The organism is Bacillus sp. FSL W8-0102, from assembly GCF_038007225.1.
Lineage (GTDB): Bacteria > Bacillota > Bacilli > Bacillales > DSM-4216 > Bacillus_O > Bacillus_O smithii.
The window spans coordinates 1,060,282-1,078,202 of the sequence record NZ_JBBOWT010000001.1 but is presented as its reverse complement, the minus strand read 5'-3'; the positions used below and the strand labels follow the sequence as shown (position 1 = coordinate 1,078,202).

Below are 17,921 nucleotides of genomic sequence, written 5' to 3'. Positions count from 1 at the left end.
GATCGGGCAAGCCATGACAAGGAAAATTTCAGGGGTGTCTTTTCTTTTTGGAAGATTCGCATAGAAATAAACTTGCGTGTAATAGCGGTTCCTGACAAGCCAATCCGTTTTTACAACAGCTCCAATGCCACTTTCTTAGATGAAAGGCTCTGTCTTCCTCTTTCATCTCATGAAACAAATGGCCGATATCCCATTTCTTTTAATGTCCAGAATACCCTTGCTATTGGCAGTCCTACCACCGAAAAAAAGTCGCCATGAATTTCTTTGACGAATATTGACCCCAGACCTTGGATTCCGTATGCACCCGCTTTATCAAACGATTCCCCGCTGTTGAGATAGTCATCTATTACATCATCAGGCAATGTCCAAAAGGTAACATCCGTCCGCTCATAGAAAACGCGTTGCTGCTCCCCATGTACAATGGCTGTTCCGGTATAAACGGAGTGGGTTTGTCCAGACAGCATCTTCAACATGTTCTTAGCTTCCTCACGGCTTTTCGGTTTTCCTAAAATTTGATTGTGAATAGACACCATTGTATCAGCCCCAATAACAAAAGCTTCCGGTGCATGAGATGCCACTGCTTTTGCTTTTTGGAGGGCAAGAGACATTACCGCTTCATCAGGGGGAGCTTCTGGTGAGATCTTCTCTTCTACATGGCTGATTTCAACTGTAAAGGGGATATTCAGTCTTTGAAGAAGTGCTTTTCTGCGTGGAGAACTAGAAGCCAAAATCAATTTTTGCATACCTTCACGTTCCTTTCATGTCAGGGAGATACACGTCTATTTTACCAATATTCACCTTATAGTACAAATCCTTCAATCCTTTCACCATTCATCTTTTACTTTAAATTTTGACGATTTAAGTAGGACCAATCCTTTGTTTTTTGTAAACATAGGAAACTGTTTTGTCATTCTTTCATTTAAAAAATTTACAGGGTATAAAAACAAAAAATTCAGACAATTCCAAGAGGGTTCGGGTGTAGTTAGTTTGTCAACTCCTTAAATTCTACTTTGTTCATCCTTCACTCAGTCCGATTTACCGTTGACAAACAGCAAGCAAAAGTTTTCTTTACCTGTAAAACTAAGGTCGTGATAATAAGTATTAAAGCAAAAATTTAGAGGGTGTCCCAAAAGTATAGCTTTTAGGGACACCCATTTTTTGTGAATGGTTCTTTGAACCTGGTCTGTTGATTTCCGTTCCAGGCGCTTCGCTTTCCGCGGGCGTGCCGGGGAGCCTCCTCGTCGCTTACGCTCCTGCGGGGTCTCCCCTGTCCCGTACTCCCGCAGGAGTCTTCGCGCCTTCCACTCCAATCAACAGAGTGAAAAATTAATCTTGAAACTCTGTACAAAAAAATAAAGAAAATCGTTCTTTTTTGGTATAATTTAGTCACTACAACCAATCTACCGGAAAGGAACGATTTTCTTATGTACTGTAGATGAGCATTTTTATTAACAATGATTACCATACGAAAAAGAGACAAACGGGGTACCCCTTATGCCACGTGGAGCTGTTTTTTCACGGCATCAATGGGAATATTTTGTTTTGCTGCACGATAAATGAACTCCACGAGGCTATGTCCTTTTCTCTTGCGCAGGAGATCGAGCCCATCCGAAACATCACTGTTCGACTCGAACATGCTGTACACATACGCAAGTTGCACCAAGATCCAATACCGTTTCACCGCCCGACGCCCGCGAACGCGGTATCCATCGAGTTTCAGCTGGTCTTTCGCTTGACGGAAAAAACATTCGATCGACCAACGCTCGGCATAGTAGCACAAGATGTCTTCATCGCTTAGCTCGCGATCGGTGCTCAAGACGCAATGAAGATGTTTCGGTGTCATCGGCTGATCGGCTTTCCATGCGAGCAGCACCACGGCATCCTTGAGACCGTTCAGAGCACCTTCGTAGCGATACACCCGATAACGCTCTTTTCCCACCGTGACGAGGCGGGTATCCCGTGGCTCCATAGATTTGGCAAATTCCTTTGCTTGAATGGCCGTCCCTTTTGGATAGAGAATCCGATTCGTCTTGAGCATCGCGATGACGTGGAACCCTTTTTTCAAGCAGGCTCCCACGAGGGTTTTCGATGGATACCAAGAGTCCATGAGCACATAAACGGGTCGACTCACATCCAACGAAGAAAGCATCTCGATCGCGAGTTCCCCTTTGCTTTTCCCCGCCGTCTTGTCGTAGAGGCGAAAGGCAAAAGGAAACGCTTGGGTCATCGTATGAACCATGAGCCAAACGAGAGAATGTCCCCAGATCGACTTTTTCTCTGCGTGAGAATAGTGCCAATCACACCCTTGAATGGCGTGTGTTGCCCGTGACGAGGGCTTCGTTTTTTGGCAAATCGTATCATCGATCGAAACAAAAATGGGTTGATTCTCTCGTTTCGAGCTGCGTTCGACACGATGAAGCACCCACTGCTGGAGTTTGCGAAGCAACGTCTCTTCTTCCCATGGGCTTTTCGTGAAAAAATGGCTGAGTGTCGTGCGATGGTTCGGATGAAAACTCCCGTGATGTAGATCGGTCAGTGTTCCCGAAAAGCCCTTTGTAATCATCGCATCCACGATATGAACGAGATGCTTCATGACAGGTTTTGAGAAATAAAGTGCCAACCCCAACATCGTCAAAAACTTGTGGATTCCTAGGTGATGTGCTAATCTATTCATGAGACATGAACCCCCTTGTGAGTAGTTGTGGCACATCTATTCTAACCAAGGAATCGGGTTCATGTCTTCTTTTTTGTTTGGTTGTAAATTTATGTTAGCGAATTTGCTCATCTACAGTTATGTACATAAATTATACCACGACAGGACAATTAGTTCTACCAATGGATATAGAAGTTCTAATCCCCGAACATCATCTTTGCCGAATTGTGGATTTGGCAGTAGAAAAGATGAATCCAAACATCCTTCTTTCTCTTCATCCTGGTGGCGGCCGCCCGCCTTACCATCCCAAAATGATGTTAAAAATTATCCTTTATGCCTACGTCAATCGAATTTATTCTTCCCGGCAAATTGCTAAACAACTGGGAGAAAACATTTATTTTATGTGGCTTTCGGGAAACCAAAAACCTGATTTTCGTACAATCAATCGATTTCGCTCCAATCGTATGAAGGATGTCATTTATGAAACCTTCTTCGGAATTGTGGATCTTTTATGCCAGGAGGGGTTAGTAAAGCTTGAAGATTATTATTTTGATGGAACGAAAATTGAAGCTAACGCTAATCGATATACTTTTGTTTGGAGGAAGGCGACCGAAAAGTTCGATACAAAGCTGGATGAGAAATACAAACAGATCGTCTTATCGATTGAGGAAGTAATGAAAGAAGATGAGCAAGCTGAAAAAGAAATGGATTTTCAAGAAAAATTGGAGGCAGCTCCTGTTACCTCCGAGAAAATCCAAGAGACCATCAAAAAGGTAGAGAAAAAATTAGAACAGGAACCTACAAATCGAACCCTGAAAAAAGCAAAACGACAATTGGAAAAGGATCTTTTGCCCAGAAAGCAAAAATATGAAGAACAAAAAGCAACATTTGGCGACCGAAACAGCTATTCAAAAACGGATAAAGATGCCACTTTCATGCGCATGAAAGAAGACCACATGAAGAACGGTCAATTAAAGGCTGGTTACAATGTACAAATCGGAACGGAAGGACAATTTATCACAGGGTTCAGTCTACATCAACGTGCCGGAGATCCCGGCTGCCTAATTCCTCACTTTGAATTAATGAAAAAGTATAATCGGCCAAAACCAAAGACACTCATTGCCGATTCTGGTTATGGTAGCGAAGAAAACTATGATTATTGTGAAAAGGAAGAAATGGAAGCACTGGTTAAATACAACACATTCGATAAGGAACAAACAAAAGCTTGGAAAAATCAAATCGGTAAATTGGAGAACATGACTTATGACGAGGAATTAGACGAATGGATCTGTGCAAATAATAAACGACTTACCTTTAGTTACGAAAGAAAACGGAAATCAGAAAATGGGTATGAATCGGTGAAACGAACTTACATGTGCACAGACTGCTATGGATGCCCTTTTCAATCTTCTTGTGCAAAAGGAAAGAACACAAAAAGCATCAGTGTTTCCATGAAGAATCAGAAGCAGCGCCAAGAAGTCCGTGAAAGATTAACCTCGGAGGAAGCGAAAAAGAAGTATAGACAACGAAAAATAGAAGTGGAGCCAGTATTTGCTCAAATTAAGCACAACAGCCACTTCCAACGATTTACATTAAGAGGCCTTTCCAAAACAACGGTGGAATGGGGTCTTATTTGTGTTGCCCACAATTTGAAAAAGTGGGCAACATACACTGAAAAACAACAAAAAGTGAGGGAATAAAACAGGGGAATGATCTTCTGTGCACGAATTACAACCAATAATATCCAATAAATCATTCTAAAGAAAAAGGCTGAGCCCTAAAAAGTCGATTTTATCGACCTTTTGGGTCAGCCTCTAGAAAAAAACAATGCTAGTTATGTTGTGAACTACCCTCCACTTATCAACCTTACGGTTTGATTGAAGTGGGGGCTTCTCGGGTAATCCCGTCTAATGACAGAAAATTGACCGAGCTAACCCTCTCGTTCCGAAAGTTATTATTCTTTATGCTAATAAGCGTAATCCCTCATTTTTGATATTGATTGCTGAATTGTGATCGCGATCTAATACAAAGCCGCAAGAACATTTATATACACGTTCAGATAATGGCATTTCTTTTTCCTTGCCGCAACATGAACACTTCTTAGTGGAGGGAAACCACTTATCAATTTTCACAAGTTGTTTCCCCTGTTCTTTTAGCTTATACGCTAAGAAAGTAGTGAACATCCCCCAGCCGTTATCATGAACGCTTTTTCCAAAGTTGAGGGCTTGAGACATGCCTTTCATGTCTAAGTCCTCAATAATCACAGCGTCATAGTTTGTTGCTAATTCTTTTGACTTATGATGAAGAAAGTTTCTGCGCTGATTCGCTGTCTTTTCATGTAGCTTAGCCACTTTCAGGTGTTGTTTTTCCCATCTTGCAGAACCTTTCTTTCTTCGAGAAAGAATTCGTTGTGCTTTTGCTAATTTATCTAAGGCTTGCCGATAGTAACGTGGGTAATTGGCTTTCTTACCCTGTTCACTCTCGACATATAGACCATCCATAGCAAAATCCAAACCAACAACTTTCTGTATTTTAACTGGACGAATATCTTTCTCATATTCTGTCAAAATTGAAATGTAGTATTTGCCTGTCTTTGTTTTAGAAATAGTGCAAGATTTGATTTTATAATCAGCAGGTATCTCTCTATGCTGTTTCATTTTTATTGGCTTTTTGATTTTTGGCAGTTTGATATGACCATTTTCTAGCTTAATATTTCCGTTGACCATATTAGTTGTATAGGATTGTTTTGCTTTACGATTTTTGAACTTTGGAAAATCCGCATTTCCTTCAAAGAAATTCTTATAAGCAGTCTGTAAGTTCATTTGTGCATTTGCCAAAGCTAAAGAATCCACTTCTTTTAGGAATGGAAATTCACTTTTATATTTTGCAGGGGTCGGAAACTTTTGCTTTTTAAGCAATTCTTTATCATCCTTGAACTTTTCATACGTTTCTTTGCGTTCAGCTAACATCTTATTGTAGACAAAGCGAACACAACCAAATGTCTTAGCTAATAATGCGGATTGTTCTTTGTTTGGTAACAAACGAAACTTGAAAGCTTTGTTTTGCTTGGCCATATCAATTCACCTCACTTTGTGCGGAAAAATTTCGTATATATTGATTATACCGTAAAAAATCCGTACAATCAATATGAGGTGATAATCATGAGAGAAGAGAAAGAACGTGTAGAAATTCGTATGCCTAAGACGATATTAGAAAAATTGGAGCAATATCAAAAAGAAAATGGGATTCCAACTAGAACAGCCGCAATCTTAGAATTGTTGAGAAAGGGATTGGAAAAATAACTTTGGCTAAAGCCAACCGAAATTCATCTCCCACCTACTCATTGGTGCTATTCGCACCTTCACATTCCTAGAGGATGGGAGACTTCTTTCGGAAAGACGTTAAATACCCCGAGACCAAACCAAGGCATTTTTACACCATTATGCAAAGTAGTTGTATCTTGTAAATTTTCTGCAACCATAATATGTACCTCCTAATGGATTTCAAATGAAATGGAATTCAAATTGTAAGACTTTCTGTTTAAGCACCTACCACCCCCCAAAAGCATTATTCGTTTATCATCGTTCAGGAGCATACGTGATTAAATGGGAACCTGAAGATAGGAGATGGTCATTACATGCTGTCGTCGATCATAAAGTGATCCTATTCTTTTTTTGACATTTTAACCCTTTTTAATTGAAAAAAGAGCACTTTTTTGTTCGACACTTTTTTCATCTTTTCTCTCCAAGAATCGACTCCATCCCGTTAAAATAACGGCTCCCAGAACCATTAGTGCTCCTATCCAAGGTGTATGAATAAGTCCCAATGAATCCGTGACGATACCACCCAAATAAGATCCAATTGCGATCCCGGCGTTAAATGCTGCAATATTGATAGCAGAAGCCACATCTACTGCGCTCGGTACAAAACGCTCCGCTAGCATTACTACATATACTTGCAGTCCCGGCACGTTCATAAAAGCTAACAACCCCATGAAAAGGATCGTCAGCAATCCACTTATCTTAAACGGAGCGGTAAATGTTAAAATAAATAGAACCATAGATTGCACAATAAACATATAAAATAATGCTCCAATGGGATTATGATTCGATAACTTTCCGCCTATCACATTCCCTATCGCAATGGCCACTCCATAGACAAGCAGAATAACGGCAACGGTTTGTTCCTGGAATCCGGTTATATCTTGAAGAAGTGGAGATAAATAGGTAAAGACGACGAAAGTCCCCCCATATCCTAAGGCAGTAATAACAAATAACAGCAATAAACGACCATTTGTCACTAGTTTGAGCTGATCGCGAAAGGTTGTACGGGCACCTTTTCTTAAATCAGATGGAACAAGAATACTGTTAGCAATAAAGGCAATCACACCAACGGCGACAATAAACATAAATGCCAATCTCCAACCAAACTGCTGACCAATGAATGTTCCAAAAGGCACACCCGTAACAGTTGCCACAGTCAGCCCTGTAAACATAATGGAAATAGCACTTGCTCTGCGATTTTCCGAAACTAAACTTGCCGCAATGGTGGAGGCAATGGACATAAATACCCCATGCGAAAAAGCCGAAATGACACGGGCAACGAGCAGAACACCTATATTAGTGGCGATTGCGGCAAGGCTGTTCCCAATAATAAAAACAAACATAATCCAAAGCAATAAAGATTTACGTGGCATTTGAGATGTTATTGCTGTCAGGATGGGAGCTCCAAATGTTACTCCTAAAGCATATAAGGAAACCGTCAACCCCGCCACTGAAACAGAAACGTTTAAACTTTTAGATATCAGCGGTAACACTAATAAATTCGGTTGTCCCGATGGCAAATGCACTGACGGCTAATGCCAATAAAGCCAATGTACTTCGTTTTTTATCCAAAGTCATTTTTTACCTCCTGTTCATGTTATTTCTATTTTTCATTTCTGCAAACAAACAATATAGAATATGATGTGGTGAAAACCGATCGGCAAATGATATTATGATATATATAAATTTCTCTGGAAAGTACGTACTTTTAAGTAATATAGATACTTAAAAGTACCATAGATACTTTTTTGTACCTATCGATTAGGAGGAATAATATGGAGAAAAAGAAGTACAATATTCCGGTTGAAGCAACTCTGGAAGTGATAGGTGGAAAATGGAAATGCGTAATTCTTTGTCATCTGACGCGTGGCAAAAAACGGACAAGTGAGTTAAAACGACTTATGCCCGGCATTACACAAAAAATGTTGACTCAACAATTACGCGAATTAGAAGAAGATGGGATTATCAATCGTATTTTTTATCATCAAATTCCTCCAAAGGTGGAATACGAATTAAGCGAATACGGTTGGACTTTACAACATATATTAGATTCTTTATGTGCTTGGGGAGAAAAACATATTACCAAAGTATATGGCGATAAATTTTCCGTATTGGAGGAAAGTGTTTTAAACGAAAAATTGAAATAACATCTTTTAGAGGGAACATTGAGAGGCGAATGTGTTCGTTCATTGCAAAGGCTAGGGCATCTTGCTTTAAAATAGGTTAAAACAGACATCCAATTTACCCGCTCTTTAGGGAAAGACCTTAATCAAACAGCAAAAACCCACAGAATGTACTAGATTTCTGTGGGTTTTCATCATTTATAAAAAATTTTTGAGACATCTCCGTTTTGAACTCATTTCAATGACTGTAGATGAGCAAATTCGCTAACATAAATTTACAACCAAACAAAAAAGAAGACATGAACCCGATTCCTTGGTTAGAATAGATGTGCCACAACTACTCACAAGGGGGTTCATGTCTCATGAATAGATTAGCACATCACCTAGGAATCCACAAGTTTTTGACGATGTTGGGGTTGGCACTTTATTTCTCAAAACCTGTCATGAAGCATCTCGTTCATATCGTGGATGCGATGATTACAAAGGGCTTTTCGGGAACACTGACCGATCTACATCACGGGAGTTTTCATCCGAACCATCGCACGACACTCAGCCATTTTTTCACGAAAAGCCCATGGGAAGAAGAGACGTTGCTTCGCAAACTCCAGCAGTGGGTGCTTCATCGTGTCGAACGCAGCTCGAAACGAGAGAATCAACCCATTTTTGTTTCGATCGATGATACGATTTGCCAAAAAACGAAGCCCTCGTCACGGGCAACACACGCCATTCAAGGGTGTGATTGGCACTATTCTCACGCAGAGAAAAAGTCGATCTGGGGACATTCTCTCGTTTGGCTCATGGTTCATACGATGACCCAAGCGTTTCCTTTTGCCTTTCGCCTCTACGACAAGACGGCGGGGAAAAGCAAAGGGGAACTCGCGATCGAGATGCTTTCTTCGTTGGATGTGAGTCGACCCGTTTATGTGCTCATGGACTCTTGGTATCCATCGAAAACCCTCGTGGGAGCCTGCTTGAAAAAAGGGTTCCACGTCATCGCGATGCTCAAGACGAATCGGATTCTCTATCCAAAAGGGACGGCCATTCAAGCAAAGGAATTTGCCAAATCTATGGAGCCACGGGATACCCGCCTCGTCACGGTGGGAAAAGAGCGTTATCGGGTGTATCGCTACGAAGGTGCTCTGAACGGTCTCAAGGATGCCGTGGTGCTGCTCGCATGGAAAGCCGATCAGCCGATGACACCGAAACATCTTCATTGCGTCTTGAGCACCGATCGCGAGCTAAGCGATGAAGACATCTTGTGCTACTATGCCGAGCGTTGGTCGATCGAATGTTTTTTCCGTCAAGCGAAAGACCAGCTGAAACTCGATGGATACCGCGTTCGCGGGCGTCGGGCGGTGAAACGGTATTGGATCTTGGTGCAACTTGCGTATGTGTACAGCATGTTCGAGTCGAACAGTGATGTTTCGGATGGGCTCGATCTCCTGCGCAAGAGAAAAGGACATAGCCTCGTGGAGTTCATTTATCGTGCAGCAAAACAAAATATTCCCATTGATGCCGTGAAAAAACAGCTCCACGTGGCATAAGGGGTACCCCGTTTGTCTCTTTTTCGTATGGTAATCATTGTTAATAAAAATGCTCATCTACAGTCAATGATTAAAAGCTGACAATGTCATAAAATCTCTTCTAAGACTTTACACAAATTTGGTTGAGCTTTAACATCGAAGTCCAATGGAGAAATAAAAATGGAGTTCATCGTTGCATGACCTGATACTTTTTAATCTAAACAGCGCGGATTCGCACAATGCAGCAAGACATTCTTTAAAGATAAATGATGATTTACAAGAATAATAACTTATAAGCCAAACTAAAGAGTCCTTAGACATCCAAAAGGATAAATTTCCAAAGGTGAAGAATCCGTTCCCAGTCTATTGGTTTTTACCACCAACGAAATCCGTCCTCTGCCAATAATTGTTGAGAGGCCTCCGGCCCCATGGAACCGGAAGGATAGGAATGGAGAGGAACCAGATTTTCTTCAAAGGCTTCTAAAATCGGTTGAACCCATTTCCAAGACAACTCTACTTCTTTCCAATGAGCGAAGAACGTCGAGTCCCCAAGCAAAGCATCGAACAGCAACAGTTCATACGCTTCGGGCACATCCTTCTGATTCGCCGAAAAATCGACTTGGACCGGTTCGATTTGATCGCGGTGGACCGGATTTTTCCGATTGAGTTGGAACGAGACGCCTTCCACCGGATTGACATGAATCACTAATAAGTTTGGCTCCGCTTGTTGAGATTCAACCGTATGCGAATGTTTAAATTCAAGGACAATGCGGGTCGATTTTTCCTTCATTCTTTTTCCCGTACGGATATAAAAAGGGACTCCTCGCCAAGCATCGTTGTCAATCCATAAGCGTGCCGCCACAAACGTATCGTTCGTGGAAGAAGGAGGAATGCCCGGCTCTTCTGTATACCCTACAACGGGTTCCCCTTGAATTTCCCCCGGTCCATATTGTCCGCGAACGACATATTGGCGGACGTCTTCTTTCCGCAATGGACGAAGATTTTCCAAGACTTTTCTTTTCTCCTTGCGGATGTCTTCGGCGTTAAAGCGGTTGGGCAGCTGCATGGCCGTCATCATCACCAACTGCATCATGTGATTTTGAACCATGTCTCGAATAGCGCCCGCTTGATCATAGTAGCCGGCTCTTTCTTCCACTCCCACCGTTTCACTGGCCGTAATTTGGACATTGGCAATATGTTGATGGTTCCATAGCGCTTGCAGCGCCGGATTGGCAAATTTCAACGATTCCAGATTTTGGACCATCGATTTGCCAAGATAGTGGTCAATCCGATAAATTTCTTCTTCTTTAAAAAATCGGCTTAATTTTTCATTCAACTCTTGAGCCGATTTCAAATCGTGTCCAAACGGCTTTTCAATAATAAGTCGTTTCCACCCTTTAGTAGAACCCAATCCACTTTCGTTGATATTTTTCGCAATCACGTCAAAAAAGGTTGGCGCAACAGAAAGATAAAACAATCGATTTTCAGGAATATTTAAGTCTTTCTCACGCCGTTGAACCAGTTCGAGCAAATCATTATATCCTTGCAAATTTGTTACATCTAAAGGAAAATAACGAATGGCTCGGAGAAACTCTTCTATTTTGAATTGATCATTATTGGAACGTCTAGAAAACCAATGCAATGATTCTTCCACATGTGTTTGAAACTGATCATCAGACCATTCCTCTATACCCGAACCAATAATTGAAAATGAAAGAGGCAGCTTTTGATCGAGAAATAAGTTATATAAAGCAGGAAATATTTTTCTTTTCGCTAAATCCCCGGTTGCTCCAAATAAGACAAAAGTCATTGAATTCATATTTCACACCTCCACTAAAAACACTCTCAACGGCCATTTGATGTGTTCTTCTCTGTGCCACATATGACAGTGTACAACGTACAATCATCTTTTAAAAGTACGCACTTTAATCGCATATAATTATAAAAAAAGCATATAGTGTCAAAAAATATACTAAGGAACAATCATGAACAAAAAGTATGGAAAAGAATACAAATGAGGAAATCTTAAATGAAGAATAAGAAGTGTTCAATCCAAACCATCATGGATAAGGGAGCCTTTTTCTTGCGTCTTGCCAACAGAACAAGGCTAAATCCTGATGCTGATTTTAGGAGACTGAGGCTGTTTGTGAATATCCGATTTTGTTTCTAACCGTTGGAAAAAAGATATACACATGATTGCCTGTGAGTTTATGAACATTAGGACTTTATAATAAAGAACATCCTACTAAAAAACAAAATTAACAAAATAATTATAATTGATGAAAAAATATTATTTTAATAAAATAAGTTGCATAATTATTCTACCCTATGTATTATTAATCGTATCTATTACATGAATCACTAAGAAAGGGTAAACAGCAATGACAGAAAAAAAGAAGATCGGTGCATTGGGTTTAACGATCATCAGTACCAATACCATATTAGGTTTAAAAAATATTCCTTTTGCGGCTACGGTTGGACCGTCTGCTATCGTATTTTGGGTCTTAGCCGCGTTCTTATTCTTTATTCCGATTAGTTTAATCGTGGCGGAGTTGGCGACAACCTATCCCGAACAAGGTGGAGTGAGTGCGTGGGTAAACCGTGCTTTTGGCCAAAAAGCAAGCTTTTTATGCAGTTGGTTTTATTGGGTGGCAAATTTCACTTATTACCCATCCCTCTTACTTGGAATCATCGTGAATATTGCTTATGCCATCAATCAACAGCAAATGATCCATAACAAAATATTAACAACAGAGATATCCCTAACTATTTTCTGGGTTATTACGTTATTGACATTGCGTGGTACACAAATGAGCGAGAAACTGGCGGCCATCGGAACCCCGCTTGGATTAATTGTGCCAGTCATCTTAATTTTCGGCTTTGGATTCGCCAGTATTCTAAGCGGACATCATTCAGCAACAGAATTTTCAGTACGGACGATGACGCCTAATCATCTTTCATTAGATACAGTGATGTTTTTGTCAACATTGATGTTCGCCTTTGCAGGAATGGAAATGCTGGGTACCATCGCTGGCGACGTAAAAAATCCGCAAAAAACATTTCCAAAAGCCATTTTGATTTCTTCAGTCATCATTGGAGGAATCTATATTCTTGGGACCATCGCTTTTCAATTTGTGATTAACATCAAACCGGATCAAACGGCGACGGCTTTATTCTTATTTGCAGATCAAATGACAAAACAGTTCCATTTACCGTTTTCATTATCGCAAATGCTTGGGATTTGTTTTGCCATTTCAACGATGGGGGCGTTGTCCTTTTTAATTTTGAATCCAAGCGTCATGTTCTATAACAGCGGAAAAGCGATTCTGCCCCCATTTCTAACAAAAATGAATAAAACAGATATGCCCGCCAACCTGATTCTTTGGCAAGCTGCAGGCGTATCCATTATATTAGTGCTTTCCGGTTTTGTTCCGACTATCTCGAAAGCTTTGAACATGCTGGTCCTTATGGCCACTCTTGCCTTCTTTATTCCTTATCTCTTTTTAATTTGTGCTTATATCAAACTGCGCAAGACGGACCAGGCAACAGTCAGACCGTTCAAAATAAAGAAAAATGCATTAGCTTATGTGGTTGCAGGCATTGGATTGATTTCCGTTACAGGAACCATCCTATTAACTTTGATTCCCGCTCCGGACACGACCGTATCACAATATGCACCGCTTATAGTAGGACCTATATTCTTTGCCGCTTTAGGTTTTTGGTTTTATCGAATCGGAAGAAAAGAAAAAAAGGAAGTCTTGAAAAAAGCGAGTTAATTTTAATATCCAATTTCCATTTATCTGCATGATATTGCATATTCATGCTCCATTTTGAAATAAAATAACCCGTGGTGCTAGTTGAGTGTCAGCGCTCAACCAGCCCTAGTGTGACCAAGGAATAAGCCAACAAGATGCCATCGAGTGCCACTTCAAACCCGGCAATGGAATTCGCTCGAATGTCGGTGATCCGGTATTGGTCTACGAGAATCGAAAACACCGTCTCGATGACTTTGCGTTTTTTCCTGATCCATTCTTCCCATGCCTTGGATGGGCCGTGCTTTTGATTGTGTCGAGACGGTGTCCAGAACGCGGCTTGGTGTTCTTCGTACAGCTTTTCTCGAAGAGCGTGGCTGATGTACCCTTTGTCCCCAAAGTTGTAGGGATGAGGGATTTGAGTCATCACCGTTTCAGCGGCTTTGACGTCGTGGCAGGACGCTTCCGTCACGACATAGCCCATGGCCAGCCCTTGATTGGTCACTTGAAGATGCAGCTTGAAACCGTAGTACCATTGCTTTTTGGAAGCACAATACCCCATATCCGCGATCCCTCGAAACCGCTTGACGCGCTGCATTCTTGCGGGATGGCACAACGGAAGAGGCAAGCTGTCGACGACCGCATAAGCATGGTGTTGGCCACGTTTCGCCAGCTCATGACGGATCCATTTGATGGCGAAACCAAGCGCTCGGCAGCGGCGGTTGTATCGGGAGCGTTCAAGAAACGAGCCGTTTGTGAACAAATTTCCCGTGACAAAACGATGCCAGGCTCGTTCGGAAGAAAAGCCCAGCAGCTTCCCCAAAAGGTGAACCGCCATGACCACTTCGTCTTCTTGCTTGACCAAGTGACGGTTGCGGCGATGAAGATACATTTGAATCAACGACAGTTGGGCAGAAACAAAACAGAAAATAGCGGCATATTGTTTTTGAAGTTTGGCTGGATCTGTAGTAAAATGAAAGTGCTCTTGCATGGGGGATCTCTCCTTTCGAATGTTGGGTGACACTTTCATTCTACTGGAGATCCGCCAGCAAGGGCTATTTTTATGCTTGTCTGAGTTTTATCTAGCACCACGGGTTAAAATAGATCTTTCCTTCATAGAGAACACTGTAAAAGGAGATGATGTTTTCAATCATCTCCTTTTTGGATGAGTAAACTCTTCCTTCCCATTCGGTCATTGATCATCACAGAAAACACGGATTTAAATGCTCACAAGTTGAACCTACTATGACAAAGAATCTCTATTGTCGAATCATCTTTCTGTATATTCGTGTTTTAGTTATGACAATTTTAATATCTCATTCCCCGAAACTTTATAAACTCCGCTTCCAATAATGGACATATGACCATGATCGTCCATCCTAATGGCAGAGAAATCCGAAATGCAATATAATTCGTTATCAATCTTTCCAGCAATATTTAAAACCATTTGTTCGTGGATTTTATTGCCGTGTTCGAAATGGACCTCGACACTGAAACTTACTAAATCTAGACCATTATATAGGTGCACTTCTTCTACTTCATGGATAGGTGTAAGGATTGCTTTTCTGCACATATTTATGGCACCAGCACTGATTCCGATTACGACTCCTTTAAATTCTTTTAAAACGGATTGAAGATTGTGATGAACGATAAAATCGTACTGCCGCAAGGTATTTCCACCCATTAAATATAGAACTGAAGCACCCTTTATTTCTTTTGACATTGCTTCTGGATCCATATCACTGTATAAAGTGACTGACTTTTTAAAATAAATTTGGGCTTTTTCAAAAAACCGTAAAGTTTCTTCAACATATTTTTGAGTGGTTATCTTTTCATCTGGTGATGTTGGAATGAATACTATTTTCTCTTCTTTTATATCTCTTTTCATGAAGTCAGCCATTTTTTCATCAAAATGATGATGAAAATCGATCTTGCTTAATAAATACCTAATCACTGAATCCCCCTCTTTTTCGACAATACCGTAAAAATACAAAATTCCTTTCTCTACGAATCTTTCGTCCTCAAACTAGATATTAGCGAAATGGATATCTTCTATAAAATTGTACCTTTTTCTCATGATAACTGTCGTTTCAAAAGGACTTGCTTTTGCATGTAATATACTACAAACATTAGGAGGTGTTTCATAGATGCATCATCGTCATAGACCTATTGTGTGTCCGCCAATACATCGTGTCCGAGATCATTTTGTCCCTCGTCAAGTGCCCTACATTCATCCAGTCGTAAATGTCAATAGATACAACATCGTCAATGTCCCTAGACATATTTACAGACCTGTTACAAGAAATGTGGTTGTTGACCCTGGTTACCCTAATAAATGCTGCTATTAATGCAGCAAACTGCCTTCTTTTTGTAGTAGGGCATTTTCATAATATCTCATAAGTGAAAAAAAAAACGATCCACGATCTTAGACATATGCTCTAGCTTTCCGCACTGCCAACGCGTTTTTCGCACCCATGTGGCGGTATCGAAACTATCTTACCCGCCTATCCTTTACGATAAAATTTGCATTTTAAATAAGGACAACTTCATCAATATCTATACAAGATTTTCCCTAAGGCAAGACGATTCTGGCATGTCGGAAAAGATCTTGGCGTTTTTATTTTTTGGATATAATACAATATTTGTAAATAAAACCATTACCTGAATCCGTGACAAAACATCTTTACAATGGTCGCAAACCGTTGATACGATAAGGAAAAACGACGTTGACGATTCTTCATCAAGTAGGTGATGTGATGAAAGATTTCCCGATTCGGTTTGTATTGACAGATGAAGCGATTACCCCAAGTGCTGGGCTTGCTCTCGTTGGCTACTTACTCCATCGAACGAAACTGGATAAACGGGTAAACGCACTTCGGCTTCCAACGGTTCGTCGAGAAGTGCACATTTCCCATAGCGATGTCATTCGCTCGATGATTGGCTTGCTTGCCACAGGAAAAACGGATTTCGATCATATCGAAGCGTATCGTCAGGACGATATCTTTTCGGCATCGATGGGGATTCAGCACGTGCCTTCCTCTCCAACCTTGCGACAACGACTCGATCAGCTCGCTTGTCTTCCGATGACCGAAACGATTCTTTGGGAGGAGTCCATACGTCTGTTGATTCAACGACATGCCACTTTGTCCCCTTGTTGGACCAAAGGAAAGACGACATGGCTTCCCCTTGATATAGATGGTTCCCCATTTGACAACTCCGATACGAAAAAAGAAGGAGTCAGTCGAACGTATAAAGGATTTGACGGTTTTACACCGTTGTTTGCGTATGCAGGGAAGGAAGGGTATCTCGTTCATGCCGAGTTGCGTCCAGGGAAACAACATGTGCAAGACAACATGCCCTCGTTTTTAGTCACCGCTATCCGTCGAGCTCGTCAACTGACTTCATCTCGTCTGCTTGTTCGCATGGATGCAGGAAACGATGCAGAAGCGAATGTGCACGTATGCCTAAAGGAAGACGTGGACTTTGTCATCAAGCGAAACTTACGCCGAGAATCGAAAGCGCTTTGGTTCCAGATCGCTTCGCAAAAGGGCAAACGTGTCGATGATGGACAAAGCGAAGGAGTACAAACCTATGAGCTATGCCTTCCACAGAAGGCAGCGATCGATGGAAACACGTATACGTACGTTCAAGTCACCCAAGTAACGGAACGGACGATGGAACGCAATGGACAGCTGATGCTCGTTCCTGATTATGAAGTGGAAAGCTATTGGGTGCGGCTCAAAGGATACGAGCATGTTCGAATGAGCGATGTGCTCGCGTTGTATCATGACCATGCGACATGCGAACAGTTTCATAGCGAACTGAAGAGCGACTTAGATTTAGAGCGGCTTCCATCTGGGAAGATGAAAACGAATGCGCTCGTGTTGGTCATGGGAGCCTTCGTTTACAATCTTCTTCGTCTGATTGGACAAGATCTATTAAGCGATCCGAGACATCCGTTGCACCACAAAGTGAAACGCCGCCGCATCAAGACGATTATTCAGACGGTGATCACGATGGCAGGGCGACTCGTCCGTCGATCACGACAGATCTGGATGAAACTGACGCGAAGGAGTGGTTATAGCGAGCCCCTACTGAACGTCTATCAGAAATGGAGAGAGGCAAGATAACGAACGAATGTTCGGTCGCTGATGTCCAACGTCACTCCCTGTGCTTTTTTGTCTCTTTTTTTGGTTCGTATACCTAAAAAAGAGATTGGTTCCATTTTCGGAAATAGAGATGACATAGGTCATAAGCATAAAAAGGGTTTTATGGATTATCAATCCATCAAAATTACAACAAAATCAAAGTCGATTTCAATTCATCACGGATTCAGGCATTATTTTATCATCGACATTAATAAACCAAAACTGATATCATTCTTCTCGGGCTTTGATTGGTAAAAATTCAAAGCTCTGCCAACACAGCCACTTTTGGGCACCGATTTTATATCGGTGCCTTTTCATTTAATGATTACTGAGTTTCATACCATCAAGTGCTGTGCTGCAAACTTTTTGCGTTCATCCATCATGATAGGTACACGCACT

Annotated in this window: 12 protein-coding genes and 2 pseudogenes; 6 read left to right on the top strand and 8 right to left on the bottom strand. The window is 41.3% G+C overall.

Annotated elements, in window-relative coordinates; translation table 11 throughout:
• Positions 1-167: 167 nt before the first annotated feature.
• Together N1I87_RS05225 and N1I87_RS05220 are read right to left on the bottom strand one after the other, a co-directional pair.
• Positions 168-743: a Maf family protein gene (locus tag N1I87_RS05225; RefSeq protein WP_048623769.1), complete on the bottom strand. Its 576-nt coding sequence runs from the start codon at positions 741-743 to the stop codon at positions 168-170.
• Between the two features lie 749 nt (positions 744-1,492).
• On the bottom strand, positions 1,493-2,674 hold the full coding sequence (locus N1I87_RS05220; protein ID WP_003353085.1) for an IS701 family transposase: 1,182 nt from the start codon (positions 2,672-2,674) through the stop codon (positions 1,493-1,495).
• A gap of 119 nt (positions 2,675-2,793) precedes the next feature.
• Here N1I87_RS05220 and N1I87_RS05215 point away from each other — a divergent pair, with 119 nt between their 5' ends.
• Entirely contained in the window at positions 2,794-4,353 is a 1,560-nt protein-coding gene (locus N1I87_RS05215) for an IS1182 family transposase (protein ID WP_270584763.1), read from the top strand.
• Between the two features lie 261 nt (positions 4,354-4,614).
• Here the strand turns inward: N1I87_RS05215 and N1I87_RS05210 are convergent, their stop codons facing one another.
• Entirely contained in the window at positions 4,615-5,727 is a 1,113-nt protein-coding gene (locus N1I87_RS05210) for an RNA-guided endonuclease TnpB family protein (protein WP_003353982.1), read from the bottom strand.
• Between the two features lie 87 nt (positions 5,728-5,814).
• Between N1I87_RS05210 and N1I87_RS05205 the strand changes: the two genes are divergently transcribed.
• Positions 5,815-5,955 carry a ribbon-helix-helix protein, CopG family gene (locus N1I87_RS05205; RefSeq protein ID WP_003352379.1) on the top strand — a complete coding sequence of 47 codons (141 nt, stop codon included), beginning with the start codon at positions 5,815-5,817 and terminating at the stop codon, positions 5,953-5,955.
• 95 nt (positions 5,956-6,050) lie between these two features.
• Here the strand turns inward: N1I87_RS05205 and N1I87_RS05200 are convergent.
• Together N1I87_RS05200 and N1I87_RS05195 are read right to left on the bottom strand one after the other, a co-directional pair.
• Positions 6,051-6,134 (bottom strand): annotated as a pseudogene (locus N1I87_RS05200) (aldo/keto reductase); the annotation flags it as partial.
• A gap of 201 nt (positions 6,135-6,335) precedes the next feature.
• Positions 6,336-7,554: pseudogene (locus tag N1I87_RS05195) on the bottom strand (MFS transporter).
• A gap of 197 nt (positions 7,555-7,751) precedes the next feature.
• On the opposite strand from N1I87_RS05195, the gene N1I87_RS05190 reads away from it, so the two are divergent.
• Positions 7,752-8,123 carry a winged helix-turn-helix transcriptional regulator gene (locus N1I87_RS05190; protein WP_341100896.1) on the top strand — a complete coding sequence of 124 codons (372 nt, stop codon included), beginning with the start codon at positions 7,752-7,754 and terminating at the stop codon, positions 8,121-8,123.
• Between the two features lie 338 nt (positions 8,124-8,461).
• On the top strand, positions 8,462-9,643 hold the full coding sequence (locus N1I87_RS05185; RefSeq protein ID WP_003353085.1) for an IS701 family transposase: 1,182 nt from the start codon (positions 8,462-8,464) through the stop codon (positions 9,641-9,643).
• A 352-nt stretch (positions 9,644-9,995) separates the two neighbouring features.
• Here the strand turns inward: N1I87_RS05185 and zwf are convergent, their stop codons facing one another.
• Positions 9,996-11,441, bottom strand: a complete 1,446-nt coding sequence (gene zwf / locus N1I87_RS05180) for a glucose-6-phosphate dehydrogenase (protein WP_341100894.1) — start codon at positions 11,439-11,441, stop codon at positions 9,996-9,998.
• A 562-nt stretch (positions 11,442-12,003) separates the two neighbouring features.
• Between zwf and N1I87_RS05175 the strand changes: the two genes are divergently transcribed.
• Positions 12,004-13,398 (top strand): APC family permease, encoded by a 1,395-nt coding sequence (locus N1I87_RS05175; protein ID WP_341100893.1) that lies wholly within the window; start codon positions 12,004-12,006, stop codon positions 13,396-13,398.
• 88 nt (positions 13,399-13,486) lie between these two features.
• On the opposite strand, the gene N1I87_RS05170 is transcribed toward N1I87_RS05175, so the two are convergent.
• Positions 13,487-14,365, bottom strand: a complete 879-nt coding sequence (locus N1I87_RS05170; protein WP_011231214.1) for an IS982-like element ISGsp1 family transposase — start codon at positions 14,363-14,365, stop codon at positions 13,487-13,489.
• Positions 14,366-14,671: 306 nt separating this feature from the next.
• A complete protein-coding gene (locus N1I87_RS05165; RefSeq protein WP_341100891.1) occupies positions 14,672-15,328 on the bottom strand; it encodes a Type 1 glutamine amidotransferase-like domain-containing protein in 657 nt (218 codons plus the stop codon).
• Between the two features lie 802 nt (positions 15,329-16,130).
• Between N1I87_RS05165 and N1I87_RS05160 the strand changes: the two genes are divergently transcribed.
• Positions 16,131-17,504, top strand: coding sequence for an IS1380-like element ISGsp2 family transposase (locus N1I87_RS05160; protein ID WP_044899598.1), 1,374 nt, complete (start codon positions 16,131-16,133; stop codon positions 17,502-17,504).
• Positions 17,505-17,921: the final 417 nt, after the last annotated feature.